Annotated in this window: 13 protein-coding genes; 7 read left to right on the plus strand and 6 right to left on the minus strand. The window is 67.6% G+C overall.

All coding sequences use genetic code 11. The annotated features are described in order from the left end of the window. Positions 1–67 precede the first annotated feature (67 nt). Both ACAM49_RS09345 and ACAM49_RS09350 read left to right on the plus strand, forming a co-directional pair. Positions 68–949 carry an SPFH domain-containing protein gene (locus ACAM49_RS09345; protein ID WP_369635058.1) on the plus strand — a complete coding sequence of 294 codons (882 nt, stop codon included), beginning with the start codon at positions 68–70 and terminating at the stop codon, positions 947–949. Further along, positions 949–1,107, plus strand: coding sequence for a hypothetical protein (locus ACAM49_RS09350; protein WP_167333433.1), 159 nt, complete (start codon positions 949–951; stop codon positions 1,105–1,107). Before ACAM49_RS09345 ends, ACAM49_RS09350 begins: the two co-directional genes overlap by 1 nt. 9 nt (positions 1,108–1,116) lie before the next feature. Here ACAM49_RS09350 and ACAM49_RS09355 read toward each other — a convergent pair whose 3' ends face one another. Further along, positions 1,117–2,652 (minus strand): serine/threonine-protein kinase, encoded by a 1,536-nt coding sequence (locus ACAM49_RS09355; protein ID WP_369635059.1) that lies wholly within the window; start codon positions 2,650–2,652, stop codon positions 1,117–1,119. Positions 2,653–2,692: 40 nt separating this feature from the next. Then, positions 2,693–3,565, minus strand: coding sequence for a class I SAM-dependent methyltransferase (locus ACAM49_RS09360; RefSeq protein WP_369635060.1), 873 nt, complete (start codon positions 3,563–3,565; stop codon positions 2,693–2,695). Positions 3,566–3,857: 292 nt separating this feature from the next. Here ACAM49_RS09360 and rpsA point away from each other — a divergent pair, with 292 nt between their 5' ends. Then, the gene (gene rpsA, locus ACAM49_RS09365; RefSeq protein ID WP_040807368.1) at positions 3,858–5,324 is read left to right on the plus strand and encodes a 30S ribosomal protein S1; all 1,467 of its coding nucleotides are present in this window, start codon (positions 3,858–3,860) and stop codon (positions 5,322–5,324) included. Between the two features lie 83 nt (positions 5,325–5,407). Then, positions 5,408–6,040, plus strand: coding sequence for a TetR/AcrR family transcriptional regulator (locus ACAM49_RS09370; RefSeq protein ID WP_369635061.1), 633 nt, complete (start codon positions 5,408–5,410; stop codon positions 6,038–6,040). On the opposite strand, the gene ACAM49_RS09375 is transcribed toward ACAM49_RS09370, so the two are convergent. Further along, positions 5,986–8,241 carry an MMPL family transporter gene (locus ACAM49_RS09375; RefSeq protein ID WP_369635062.1) on the minus strand — a complete coding sequence of 752 codons (2,256 nt, stop codon included), beginning with the start codon at positions 8,239–8,241 and terminating at the stop codon, positions 5,986–5,988. The genes ACAM49_RS09370 and ACAM49_RS09375 overlap by 55 nt on opposite strands. Before the next feature lie 234 nt (positions 8,242–8,475). Between ACAM49_RS09375 and ACAM49_RS09380 the strand changes: the two genes are divergently transcribed. Next, positions 8,476–10,002, plus strand: a complete 1,527-nt coding sequence (locus tag ACAM49_RS09380) for a phospholipase C (protein WP_369635063.1) — start codon at positions 8,476–8,478, stop codon at positions 10,000–10,002. 135 nt (positions 10,003–10,137) lie between these two features. Here the strand turns inward: ACAM49_RS09380 and ACAM49_RS09385 are convergent, their stop codons facing one another. Beyond that, positions 10,138–10,356, minus strand: a complete 219-nt coding sequence (locus ACAM49_RS09385; protein ID WP_369635064.1) for a hypothetical protein — start codon at positions 10,354–10,356, stop codon at positions 10,138–10,140. A gap of 268 nt (positions 10,357–10,624) precedes the next feature. Here ACAM49_RS09385 and coaE point away from each other — a divergent pair, with 268 nt between their 5' ends. Further along, on the plus strand, positions 10,625–11,818 hold the full coding sequence (coaE, locus tag ACAM49_RS09390) for a dephospho-CoA kinase (protein ID WP_369635065.1): 1,194 nt from the start codon (positions 10,625–10,627) through the stop codon (positions 11,816–11,818). On the opposite strand, the gene ACAM49_RS09395 is transcribed toward coaE, so the two are convergent. Further along, on the minus strand, positions 11,805–12,329 hold the full coding sequence (locus tag ACAM49_RS09395) for a DUF402 domain-containing protein (protein WP_369635066.1): 525 nt from the start codon (positions 12,327–12,329) through the stop codon (positions 11,805–11,807). The two genes, coaE and ACAM49_RS09395, sit on opposite strands and share 14 nt — an antisense overlap. A gap of 208 nt (positions 12,330–12,537) precedes the next feature. On the opposite strand from ACAM49_RS09395, the gene ACAM49_RS09400 reads away from it, so the two are divergent. Next, complete coding sequence (locus ACAM49_RS09400; RefSeq protein WP_369635067.1) at positions 12,538–12,996, plus strand: hypothetical protein; 459 nt, start codon at positions 12,538–12,540, stop codon at positions 12,994–12,996. A gap of 85 nt (positions 12,997–13,081) precedes the next feature. Here the strand turns inward: ACAM49_RS09400 and ACAM49_RS09405 are convergent, their stop codons facing one another. Beyond that, the gene (locus tag ACAM49_RS09405; protein WP_369635068.1) at positions 13,082–13,588 is read right to left on the minus strand and encodes a DUF402 domain-containing protein; all 507 of its coding nucleotides are present in this window, start codon (positions 13,586–13,588) and stop codon (positions 13,082–13,084) included. Positions 13,589–13,746: the final 158 nt, after the last annotated feature.

Genomic DNA, 13,746 nt, shown 5'->3' on the forward strand with positions numbered 1-13,746 from the left:
AAATCGCTGTTCAACCGGAACGGTTCGCGCTATCGTCGTGATATCACTTCGATACTAGGAGAGAATCATGGAGTTGCGTCGAGCCTTCCGGCTGAACGGCTTCCTCATGCTGGGTGTGCTGGTGGTACTCGCCATCGCGATCGCGGTCGAGTCCCATGGTTTGAGCAGTAGGTCCGCCGATGCCAAGGGTTCCTCGACCGCGCTCGGCATCCTGCTGGCGATCACGATTCTGGCCACGGTGCTGGTGCTCACCGGCTTCATCACCGTGAATCCCAACCAGGCCAAGGTGATCCAGTTCTTCGGCCGCTACATCGGCTCGGTCAGCGAGTCCGGGTTCCACTGGGTGACCCCGCTGTCCAGCCGCCGCGGCATCTCGCTGCGGGTCCGCAATTTCGAGACCCAGAAGCTGAAGGTCAACGACTCCGACGGCAATCCGGTCGAGATCGCGTCGGTGGTCGTGTACCAGGTGGTCGACAGCTACAAGGCCGCCTTCGCCGTGGACGACTACGAGGACTTCGTGACCACCCAGTCCGAGACCGCGGTCCGGCACCTGGCCACCACCCACCCCTACCAGTCCGATGACGAGGCCACCCCGAGCCTGCGCGACGGCGCCGAGGTCGCCGGCGAGCTGACCACCGAACTGCGTGAGCGCACCCTGCTGGCCGGGATCGAGATCATCGAGGCCCGCATCACCCACCTCGCCTACGCCCCGGAGATCGCCCAGGCCATGCTGGTCCGCCAGCAGGCCGCCCAGGTGGTCGCGGCCCGCAGCCGCATCGTCGAGGGCGCGGTCGGTATGGTCGGCATGGCCCTGGATCGACTCTCCGAGCAGGGCGTGGTCGAACTCGATGAGGAGCGCAAGGCGGCAATGGTCTCCAACCTGCTGGTGGTGCTGTGCGGCGACCGCTCCGCCGCCCCCGTCGTCAACGCCGGCTCCCTCAACGCCTAATGGTCAAGCGCGAGCCGAAAAAGGTGCTGCTCCGGCTCGACCCGGCGGTCCACGACGCCATCGCCAAATGGGCCGCCGACGACCTGCGCAGCATCAACGCCCAGATCGAATACGCGCTGCGAATGGCCCTGAAAAGCGTGGGCCGCGAACCGAAATAGCCGAATGCGTCACGACACCAGTTCCGCGCTGTCGATCTGGTATCCGCCGCTGACGGGGACCAGTTGGGCGCGGCGCAATTCGGTCGCGGTGCGGCCGTCCCGGTAGCGCAGGTTCAGGCGGTAGGTCACCGTCTGCCGCGCCGCGTCCGCCGAGACGTCCGACACCGTGACCGAATCGACTGTGCCCCAGAAGTTCCGGTAGGCGTCATAGCCGCCGATGAAGTTCTGGTACCGCGGCGTCAGTCGCGCCCACGCCGCCGACGTATCGCCTGGGAGCAGGGCGTAGTGCGCGCGGACGAAATCGGACAGCGCGGTGCCCTGCGCGGGGATCGTGGTGGGGTTCGGGGGAGCGGTGGTCGTGGTCGCGGAGTTGGGTGCGACGGTGGCGGGCGCGGGATGACCCGATGCCGGGACGCTGGTCGCCTGCGGCGGTGGCGAACTCGCCGTATTGGAGTCGACCGAGTGCAGCACGCCGATCGCCAGCGGCACCGCGACGACCACCGCCACCGCCACCGATGCGGCCCACATCAGCGCGCGCAGTGAGCGTTTCGCCGGATCGTTGGCGGGCGGGAGGACCCTTGCCTCCGATGCGACGGTTTCGTCGCTGTCGGTGATTCTCGGCGTGTGGGGCGAACTCTGCTGTGCTCCGGCATTTTTCGGTGCCGCATCGTATTTCGGTGGCCCGCCTGCGCTCGCTGCCCCGCCGACCCAGGGAATCGTGGGCGGTTCGCCACCGCTCAGCGCCGCCCGCGCGGCTGCCGCCAGGGCTCCGGCCGAGGGATAACGCTGCCGCGGATTCTTGGCCATGCCGTCGGCGATGACTCGGTCGAAAGCCGCCGGTACCAGGCCGCTCTCGACCGACGGCCGGGGCGGCGGGGAGGAGAGGTGGGCCGCGATCTGCCGTTCGACGCTGGTGCCGGGGAACGGTTTCGATCCGGTCAGGCATTCGTAGAGCACGCAGGCCAGCGAATACACGTCCGCGCGCGCGTCGTACTCGTTCTCCTCCAGGCGTTCCGGGGCCATGTAGGCGAAGGTGCCGACGGCCGCGCCGTCGGTGGTGAGCCCGGTGTCGTCGCCGCCGCGCGCGATGCCGAAGTCGATCAGATACGCGAAATCCTCTGCGGTGGTGAGGATGTTGGACGGCTTCACGTCGCGGTGCACCAGTCCGGCCCGATGCGCCGCGTCGAGTGCCGCCGCGATCTGGCCGATGATCGACACCGCCGTGTCCGGGGTCAGCGCCCCGTCCAGGCCGAGCCGGGTGCCCAGGTCGACGCCCTCGACCAGGCGCATGTCCAGGAACAGCCGCCCGTCGATCTCCCCGAAATCATGGATCGGAATGACATGCGGCTCGTTCAGCCGCGCGGTGGCCAGGGCCTCGCGCCGGAAGCGTTCCCGATACACCGGATCGTGCGCGAGTGCCGGCGGCAGCACCTTGAGCGCCACGATCCGGTTCGTCCCCGCGTCGAAGGCGCGGAACACCTGCCCCATCCCGCCCGCGCCCAGCACATCGAGTAGCCGATACCGTCCGAACGGCCTCTCCTCCACGCCACCTCCCCTGATCCCCAACGAGGGTACGGCGATGGGGTCAGGCGCGCTTTTCGGTGACGAAAATGGCTGTGCCCGGGAAGATCTCGCCGCGCAGCGGGCTCCACTGACCCCATTCGCGGTCGAGCCATTCGGGCCAGTCGGGTTCGATGAGGTCGACCAGGGTCAGACCGGCGGCGACGATCTCGCGGACGCGGTCGCCGACGGTGCGGTGGTGTTCGACGTAGGTGGGCTCGCCCTCGGAGTCCATCTCCACATAGGGAGTGCGGTCGAAGTAGGGGATGGTGGCGCGCAGGCCCTCGGGACCCGGGTCGTCGGGGAAGATCCAGCGCATGGGGTGATTGACCGAGAACACCCAGCGGCCGCCCGGCTTGAGGACGCGGCGAACTTCGCGCATCACCTGACCCGAGTCGGCGACGAACGGGACCGCGCCGAAGGCGGAACAGGCCAGGTCGAAGGACTCGTCGGCGAACGGCAACTCTTCGGCACCCGCCTGAACAAGAGGAACGGAAGGCCCGCCCGCGGCCATGGCGGCCCGGCCGCGGTCCAGCATCGACCGCGAGATGTCGAGCCCGACCGGGTGCGCACCGTGCGAGGCCAGCCACCGCGAGCAGGGCGCCGAACCGCACCCGATCTCGAGAATCCGCTTTCCTTCTATATCCCCGAGCAGATGCCAGTCACCTTCGTGCAACCCCTCCGGGCACCACACGAATTCGCCGGCGGGGGAGTCCACGCCCAGAAAATCGGCGTGCGTCTCGTGATAGGCGGCCGCGTCGGCGTCCCACCACTTGCGGCTGGCCCGTTCGCTGGAGCGCGAATCGACCTTGGCGCGAGTCACTCCCACCGTCCCGAGCAGGGCGTTGGCCTCGGCGTGCCGGGTATCGTCGGGGGTGGTTGAGTGATCTTCGGACATGGGCTCACCCTATCGAGGTTTGCGAGGGACCCCATGTTTGCTTGGTACAACACCCGTCGCGTACGCTGTTTTCCGCGAGTGTCTTCTGTACCCGGTTTCTCGAGACCGAGTAGAGCAGACAATCGTGCTGTGAGTCCGCATGCTGTCTTTGGAAAGAACACAGCAGGGCAGCGTTGTGCAGTGTCGCAGCGACGTGCCCCGCCAACGTTAGTTCCAACGGCTGCTGTTCGCAGCAATACCGAAAGTCCACATGTCCACTACCGACCACAATCCGTCCGGAGCCTCCCAACACATGCCCACCACTGTCACCTCGCCGCAGGTTGCCGTCAACGACATCGGCACTGCCGAGGACTTCCTCGCCGCCATCGACAAGACCATCAAGTACTTCAACGACGGAGATATCGTCGAAGGCACGATCGTCAAGGTCGATCGCGATGAGGTCCTTCTCGACATCGGTTACAAGACCGAAGGCGTGATCCCGTCTCGCGAACTGTCCATCAAGCACGATGTCGACCCGGCCGAGGTCGTTTCCGTGGGCGATGAGGTCGAGGCCCTCGTTCTCACCAAGGAGGACAAGGAAGGCCGCCTGATCCTGTCGAAGAAGCGCGCTCAGTACGAGCGGGCCTGGGGCACGATCGAGGAGCTCAAGGAGCGTGACGAGGCCGTCAAGGGCACCGTCATCGAGGTCGTCAAGGGCGGCCTGATCCTGGACATCGGCCTGCGTGGCTTCCTCCCCGCGTCGCTCGTCGAGATGCGCCGCGTCCGCGACCTCCAGCCGTACGTCGGCAAGGAGATCGAGGCCAAGATCATCGAGCTCGACAAGAACCGCAACAACGTGGTTCTGTCCCGTCGCGCCTGGCTGGAGCAGACCCAGTCCGAGGTGCGCAGCGAGTTCCTGCACCAGCTGCAGAAGGGCCAGGTCCGCAAGGGCGTCGTGTCCTCCATCGTCAACTTCGGTGCCTTCGTGGACCTGGGTGGCGTCGACGGTCTGGTGCACGTCTCCGAGCTGTCCTGGAAGCACATCGACCACCCGTCCGAGGTTGTCGAGGTCGGCAACGAGGTCACCGTCGAGGTTCTCGACGTGGACCTGGACCGCGAGCGCGTCTCCCTGTCGCTCAAGGCGACCCAGGAAGACCCGTGGCGTCAGTTCGCCCGCACCCACGCGATCGGCCAGATCGTGCCGGGCAAGGTCACCAAGCTGGTTCCGTTCGGTGCGTTCGTGCGCGTCGAAGAGGGCATCGAGGGCCTGGTGCACATCTCCGAGCTGGCCGAGCGCCACGTCGAGGTTCCGGACCAGGTTGTGGCCGTCGGCGACGACGCCATGGTCAAGGTCATCGACATCGACCTCGAGCGTCGCCGGATCTCGCTGTCGCTGAAGCAGGCCAACGAGGACTACACCGCCGAGTTCGACCCGTCGAAGTACGGCATGGCCGACAGCTACGACGACCAGGGCAACTACATCTTCCCCGAGGGCTTCGACTCCGAGACCAACGAATGGCTCGAGGGCTTCGAGAAGCAGCGCGAGGAGTGGGAGACCCGGTACGCCGAGGCCGAGCGTCGCCACAAGATGCACACCGCTCAGATGGAGAAGATGGCCGCCGACGCCGCCGCCGAGGCCGCCAACGGTGGACCGCAGAACTACTCCTCGGAGTCCGGTTCGCAGGCTGCCGCGTCGACCTCCGACGCCCCGGCCGGTGGCTCGCTGGCGTCCGACGCCCAGCTGGCTGCCCTGCGCGAGAAGCTGTCGGGCAACGCCTGATTCGCTTCCCGTAACGGGATAGGCAAGTAGAAAGCCCCCGGGTCCGTCCAGGACCCGGGGGCTTTCGCTATTCTCGGAGCAAGATGTCCGAATCAACCATCGAGTCCGCGCCCACGCTGTGGGAGCGCCGCAAGATCGAAGCCATGAGCCGGATCCAGCGGACCGCGCTGGATTTGTTCGCCGAGCACGGATATCGCGAGGTCACCGTCGAACGGGTGGCCGCGGCGGCTGGGGTGTCGCCGAGTTCGATCTACCGGTACTTCGGGACCAAGGAGATGCTGGTCCTCTACGACGAGACCGATCCCAAGACGCTCGAGATCCTGCGCGCGGTCGGCGGCGGGCAGGCCCGCGAATTTCGTGAATTGCTCACCATCGCACGGCCTTTGGTCGCGCCGGTGATCGACGAGATCATCACCGCCGACGTCGAGCAGCGCACCCGGGTGCGCATGGAATTCGTGCGCACCATCCCCGAGGTCAAGCTGCGGCAGGCCGAGCGGATGCGCGAGCTGGAGGACGAGTTCCGGGTGGCGCTCGCCGAGGTCACCGGGCGTGGGGACAACGATCTTCAGGTGCGGACCGCGGCGGCCATCATCATCTGGGTGTGCATGGCGGCCCTGGACCATTGGGCCGGAACGGGTTTCGCGGGACGGCTCAAGGACGTCTACGCCGAGGTGGTCGAATCCATCCTGGTGGCGCTGGAGGCCATCTTCCGCTGACGGCCCAAGGTCGGCAGCCACCAGTTCCAGCGGCCGAACAGCCGCATGAAGGCCGGGACCAGGATCAGGCGCACGATCACCGCGTCGATGGCCACCGCGATGGCCAGGGCGAAGCCGATCTGCTTCAGCTCCAGCACATCCGCGCTGAGGAAGCTGGCGAACACCGCCACCATGATCGCGGCCGCCGCGGTGATCGGGCGGGCAGTGCGCTGCAGGCCCTCGGCGACGGCGGCGGCATTGTCGCCGCTGCGCTCCCACGCCTCCTTCATGCGCCGGATCAGGAAAACCTCGTAGTCCATGGACAATCCGAACAGCACGGCGAACACCAGCATGGGCAGGAAGACCTGAAGGAAACCCGAGCTGTGGAAGCCGAGCGCCGACTCGCCGACGCCGTGCTGGAAGACCAGCACCGTAATGCCCAGGGCCGCACCGGTGGCCAGGAGATTCAGCGCGATCGCCTTGAGCGCCAGCACGATCGAGCGGAACGCGGCGATTAGGAAGATCAGCGAGGCGGTCAGCACCAGGGCGATGACCCAGGGGAAGCCGCGGGTGATGACGCCGGAGACATCGTCGAAGGTGGCCGAGGTGCCGCCGACGAGGATCTCGGCGGAGTCGGCGGCCGTTGCGCGGGAACGGATCTCGGCGGTGAGGTCGCCGACGGCGGTCGAGTCGAAGGCGGCCTTGGGCACGACCGTGGCCAGATAGCGGCCGTCGGCCTCCTGCGGGAGCACGGTCGCGACGCGGGGATCGCGGGCCAGGTCGGTGGTCAGCCGCAGCATCTCGGTGCGGCCGTCGGCGGAGAGCGCGGTGTCGCCGGGCCCGGAGGCGACGACCTGGATGGGGGAGAGCAGACCCGGGCCGAAGTTGTCCTTGACCAGGCGGGTCGCCTGCCCGGTGGGCCGGTCGCCCAGTGAGTTCAGGCCCATGTCGATGCCGTAGCGGATGCCGGTGATCGGCAGCGCGACCGCGACCAGCAGCGCGACGCCGATGGCGCCGAAGACCACGGGCTTGCCCATCACCAGGTGAGCCCAGCGCGCCCAGGCACTCGAGGCGGTGGCCGACCGCGTCTCGGCCGGGCGCAGTTTCGTGGGCAGCGCGCCCCGGTTGACGGCCGGACCGAGCACCGCCAGCAGCGCGGGCAGCAGGGTGAAGGCGGCGGCGAGGGTGCCGACGACGGCGGTCACCACGCCGAGCGCCACGCCGTTGAGCATGGGCAGCCCGACCACGACCAGCGAGCACAGCGAGATCATGACGATCAGCCCCGAGGCCAGGATGGTGCGGCCGGTGGTGTCCATCGCCGCGCCGATGGCGTCCTGAATCTCCTTGCGGGCCTTGCGGTCCCGCACGCCGCGCTTGGTGAGCTCCTCGTTGAAGCGGCTCACGATGAACATGGCGTAGTCGATGGCGGTACCGGTGCCGATCATGGTCGCCACCGACAACACCAGCGAATCGAAGGTCAGGAAGCTCGCCAATCCGAACAGCACGCCCATGGCCAGCGCGATACCCGCGGCGGTCACCGAGATCGGCAGCGTCGCCGCCACGACCGCGCCGAGCGCCAGGATCAGTACGACGGCGGCGATGGGCAGGCCGATGGCTTCGCCGCGCGTCATGTCGGCGGTCTCCATCCGGATGAGATCGCCCTCGACGGGGGAGTATCCGGTGAGATTGGCCTGGACGTCCTGATCCGAGACGGCGGTCAGCGCGGTCTGCAGCCGGGTGGCCACGTCTACACGCTCGGACATGTTCCCGTCGATGCCCGCGATGGCGAGCGCGGTGTGCCGGTCCGCGGAGATCTGCTGCGCGGGACTGCCCTCGAACGGCCCGACCGTGCCCGCGACACCTGAGACCTCGCGGGCCGCGGCCATCGCCCGGTCGATGGCCGCGCGGAACCGCGGATCGTCGGCGGTGAAGGCGTCCGAGTGCAGCACGATCAGGTCCTGCTCCGCGCCCAGTTGCGAGAAGTGCTGTGCCACACGCTCTTCGGCGATGGCCGAGGAGGAGCCCGGCACCACGTAGTTCGGCGCGCCCAGCCGCGCGTGCAGGGCCGGATACGCCGCACCGCAGACCACGACGAGCGCCAGCCACACGCCGATGACGATCCGGCGATGCCGGGCCATGAACTCACCCCAGCGTCCGAGGCGGCCGTGCCGGGTGGCGGAGTCCGGGGAACGGGGCGGATCGGCGAGCGCCGGAGCGGTCATGAGGTCTCCCGAGGTCAATACCTGAAAGTCACTCTCAGGTATGGCCGTCAGCTTAGGCCGATTCGGCAAACGGGTGCAAGTCACTGTCAGGAATCCACCACTGGACTCGCTACGGTTACGGATGGTTCGCTAGGCCGTCATCATTCCGAGGTTGGATGCGAACTGGACGTGCGACCGGATAGGTTTGGCGCGGATCGTTTTCACTTCACTCGAGCGGGAAGGCACCACCGGAGCATGGGCGTGTTCGCCGGAGTCAACAGGCGCGATTTTCTGGCGAAAGCCATGGCCACGGGCGGAGCGTCCGCGCTGCTATCGCTGGCGAACCCGATCATCGAGCGGGCCTACGCCGCCGATCCGGCGGGCATGGGCGGGCTCGGCGATATCGAGCACTTCGTACTGCTCATGCAGGAGAACCGCTCCTTCGACCACTACTTCGGAACCATGAGCGGCGTACGGGGATTCGACGATCCCTCGGCCGCGTGGAACCAGTACGGCTACGCGCCGGGCGTCGGTCCCACCCCGGACGGCTTCATCAACCCCTTCCGCCTCGACACCACCCGCGGCGCGAGCCTCGACGGTGAGTGCATCAACGACCCGGACCACGGCTGGGTCGGCATGCACAAGGCGTGGAACGGCGGCCGCAACGACGGCTGGATGCCCATGTCGATCGAGGCCGTCGGCGCCGGAAACGGCCCTGCCGCAATGGGTTACTACACCCAGGACGACATCCCGGTGCACTGGGATCTCGCCGAGGCCTTCACCGTGTGCGACAACTACCACTGCTCGGTGCTCGGCCCGACCGATCCCAACCGGCTGTACTGGATGTCGGGCACCATCGATCCGGATGGTCTCAACGGCGGCCCGCTGCTCGAGACGCCCACGCTGATCCCGCAGAACGCCTACAGCTGGCGGACCATGCCGGAGAACCTCTCCGACGCGGGCGTGAGCTGGAAGATCTACAACAACCGCGATGTCGGCCCGCTGTCCTCGGTCATCCTCGACGGCATGCTGGGCTGCTTCAAGCAGGCCGCCGACCCGAATTCCGAACTGGCCCGGCGCGGTAAGGCCCCGGCGTATCCGTCGGACTTCGCCGCCGATGTGGCCTCGGGCCAGCTGCCCGCGGTCTCCTGGGTGATCCCGTCGCTGCTCAACTGCGAGCACCCGGCGCTGCCGCCGGCCTTCGGCGCGGTCGGCATCATGCAGGTGCTCGACATCCTCACCTCGAATCCGGCGGTGTGGGAGAAGACCGCGCTGATCATCAGCTACGACGAGAACGGCGGCTTCTTCGACCACGTCACCCCGCCGACCCCGCCCGCCGGCACGCCGGGCGAGTTCATCACCGCGCCGCTGAACCCCAAGTTCGAGGGCATCACCGGTCCGATCGGGCTCGGCTATCGCGTTCCGTGCCTGGTGATCTCGCCCTACAGCCGCGGCGGCCTGGTCGCCTCGGAGACCTTCGACCACACCTCGCAGCTGCGCCTGATCGAGCGGCGCTTCGGGGTGGACGTGCCCAACCTGACCGCGTGGCGGCGCGGCGTCACCGGCGATATGACCTCGGTCTTCGACTTCGGCTCGGCCCCGGACGCGACGAAACCCGCGTTCGCCCCGGCGAATCGGAAGGTGGACGCGGCGCTCGCGCAGTGCGGCCCGAACGTCGCCCTGGGCACCGCGAATGTCGGCACGCCGTACCCGGTGCCGCCGAACTCCATGCCCCGGCAGAACCCGGGCACGCGTCGCCGCCCCAGCGGAATCGTGGTGTAGAGGCTCGGCGGAATCGCGTAATCGCCTGAAGGGCAGCACGTAACACGCACTCAGAGCAGTGGCTCGGTCCGAAAGGGCCGAGCCACTGTACGTTTCGTGGCTGGAAGCGCGCCGGGCCGGTCGGCCGGTGGCCGATCAGCTGGCGGTGGCGGGTATCCAGTGCCGCACGACGGTGGGCTCCGTCGACCGTTTTCGCATGGCCGCGAAGCTGTGCCGCGCCGGACTGAGCAGCGCGGTCAGCCAGGATCGCCGGTATTCGGCGAGAGCGGCTGCGACGGCGGGGATCTCGAGGCAATGCACGGTGCCCGCCAGGCCCAGACGGTGGCGACCCGTCTGGAGTTTGTTGGTGCCCACTGATATTCCTTCTCTTGCGTGTTACCGGCCCACTATCGCCTGCGGCGAACCATAGCCGAACAAAAGTGTGGATCACCGAATTTTGCGCGACATTCACCCCGGCGTGTCGGAATGTTGCCGACAAACGGTCGGGATTGACCGAAAAAGTTGCGAAATGATCTCGTCGGCATCACGGAATGGGCAAGGACTGTTCGTGCAGGTGAAACCCCAGGCCGGAGTGGGTAACCCTGATTGCCGCCCCGACCGGCCGCAATGCGAGACTGGACGAATGTTGCGTATCGGTCTCACCGGAGGCATGGGCGCGGGCAAGTCCACCGTGGCCCGCATTCTCACCGAGCTGGGCGCGGTCGTGGTCGACAGCGACCTCATCGCCCGCGAGGTGGTCGCGCCCGGCACCGAGGGACTGGCCGCACTCGTCGCGGCGTTCGGCGACGACATCCTCGCCGCCGACGGCAGCCTGGATCGACCGGCCCTGGCCGCCAAGGCCTTCGCCACCGACGAGGCCCGCGCCACCCTCAACGGCATCACCCACCCGCTGGTCGGCAAGCGCACCGCCGAACTCATCGCCGCCGCGCCCGCGGACGGCGTTGTGGTGCAGGACATTCCGCTGCTGGTGGAGAACGGGCTCGGGCCCTTCATGAACCTGGTCGTGGTGGTCATGGCCGATGTCGAGACCCGGGTGCACCGGCTCGAGACCTTCCGCGGCATCTCCCGCGAGGACGCGCTGGCCCGGATCCAGGCCCAGGCCACCGATGATCAGCGCCGCGCCGCGGGGGATGTGCTGCTGGACAACAGCGGCGCGCCCGAAGACCTGGAACCGCAGGTGCGCGCGCTGTGGGAGCAGCGGCTGATTCCGTTCGAGCGCAATCTGCGGGAGGGCGTGCGCGCCCCGCGCGGTGCGGTGCATCTGGTCGAGCCGGACCCGACGTGGGCGGCGCAGGCGCAGCGGGTCATCGCGCGCCTCGCTGTGGCGTGCGGCGACAAGGCGCGGCGCATCGATCACATCGGCTCGACCTCGGTCCTGGGGCTGCCTGCCAAGGACGTCATCGATATCCAGATCACCGTCGCCGATCTCGGGGTCGCAGACGAGCTACGGGATGCGTTGGCGGCCATCGGGTTTCCTCGTCTCGAGGACATCACCACCGATGATCCGAAGGCCGGGACCGATCCGGCGCTGTGGGCCAAGCGGATCCACGCCAACGCGGACCCGGGCCGCCCGGTCAATGTGCATGTGCGCGTGGATGGTTGGCCGGGGCAGCGGTTCGCGCTGGCCTTCGCGGTATGGCTGCGTGCGGATGCGGCAGCCCGCGCGGAGTACCTGGAGGTCAAGCGCAAGGCCGAGGCCAATGCGGCGGGGCTGACCGGTCCGGAGGCGATCGACGCGTACCTCGCGGTCAAGACGCCGTGGTTCGAGCAGGTCTACCCGCGGGTGCTCGCCGAGACCGGGTCTACATCCAACTGAGGGTGATGTCCTTCGAAGCCAGCCAGGCCTCGAAATTGTGGCCGTGCGCGGCGATTCCGTCGATCGTCGCGGTGGCCGACTCGATGGCCCGCTGGGCCTCGGCCAGGGTCAGGTAGCCCGCGGCGTGGGCGGCGAGTAACTCGTCCACATCCAATAACTCGACCTCGCGGCCTTGGCGCACCACCAGGTCGAGGTAGTGATCGACGGATTTCCACTGTTTGGGGCCGACCTGCTCGAACTCGCCGATATCGACGTAGTAATCCTGGTCGCGCCGGTGCGCGGGGGTGAAGTGAAAGACCGTGGCGCGCAGCGACACCGTGGGCAGCAGCCAGGATTCGATGTAGTGGAACTCGGGATGGTCGGAGGTGCGGGCCATGTAGAGCCCCCACGGCTCGACCTGGTACCGCTCCACCTGCCGCACGAAACCCTTGGGGTCGATATTGGTGAGCTCGTCGATATTGAAGTACTCCACCTTGGGTCGGTGCAGATCTACCGCGGGTGCCCGAGTCATGCCAATCAGCATCGCGTGTCCGGCGTCGGTCGTCCAGGGGAGCGGATGTCGCGTCGCCCATAGATTGCTGGATTCGGGTGCGGAGCGGGGGAAATTTCCTCGAAACCACTTCTGAAGTACTGATGTTTCGCTAATGTGCGGCTGCGCTGTTCTTTCGCGTGCCACCCGCCGCGCCTGGGCGGGTGCCTCAACCTAGGGAAGTAACTGCATGACTGAACGCAATGCCCGTGGCCGCCGGGTGAGCCTGGGCGTCACGACCTTCGGTGCGCTGGCCGGGACCATCGTGCTGGCCGCGCCGCAGGCCGGCGCCTGGCCGAGCAACCTGGAGGTATCCGGCGGCTCCACGCACAATGTCGGCTGCTCCTACACGCTGACCGCGACCCTGGATGTCGACCGGCTGCTCTCGGTGGCCTTCCGCGACAACGGCGTCGAACTGCCCGGCAGCCCGGTCACCCCGGGAATCCTCAGCGGTAAGGCCACGATCAACTGGACGCCCAGCACCACCGGGCAGCACACCTTGACCGTGACCCAGGACCTGATCTCGAAGTCGATCACGGTGCAGGTGGATCCGCAGAGCATCATCGGCAGCTTCGGCTGCGGCCCCAGCGGCATTCTCAACGGCGGGTCGGGGATCCTGAACACGCTGTTTCCGAGCATCTCCGGCTAGTCGTCGGAGGACTCGCCGTACGAAATCCGCCCGGTTCTCGTGCTCGAGAGCCGGGCGGATTCGTCTCTACGGACAGTTGTGGTCGCTACAGCCAGGTGAGGGTGAGGCCCTGCCGGGCCAGCCAGCTGTCCACGTCGTGGTCGCAGCCGGCGATGCCGTCCACCACGGCGGCGGCGCGTTCGATGGCGCGATGGGTGTGGGCGGTGTCGAAATAGCCCGCGGCGTGAGCGGTCAGCAGCTCGTCGATGCCGACCAGCTCGGGGACCTGCCCGTGGCGGGCCACCACGTGCAGGTAGTGGCTCTGGGCGCGCCACTTCTTGGGCTCGCACGGGCCGTACTCGCCGATGTCGAGGTAGTAGGTCTGGCCGCGGTCGTGGCCGGGGCGCAGGTGGTAGACCGTGGCGCGCAGCGACAGCTCGGGCAGCAGCCAGGTCTCGATGTAGTGGTAGCGCGGATTGTCCACTGTCCGTTCGACATACAGGCCGAACGGTTCCGCGTGGATCCGCTCCACGGGGTGCAGGAACCCGCGATGATCGGTCCACGAGAGATCCGCGAGATTGAAATATTCGAGCCTGGGGCGATGCGGGGACACCGGAGGAGTGTTGCCGATCGTCGCGCGCGGGCGTGTGCCATTGAGGGAATTCCGCTGTGGCGTAAACAGACCGGCCATCGCCCTGCCTCTTCTCGAATCGTGCGACCAGCGAGCCCAGAGTACACCCGGAATCCGGGTTTCAAACCCCCGTGAACGGA

Source organism: Nocardia sp. JMUB6875 (assembly GCF_041154655.1).
Lineage (GTDB): Bacteria > Actinomycetota > Actinomycetes > Mycobacteriales > Mycobacteriaceae > Nocardia.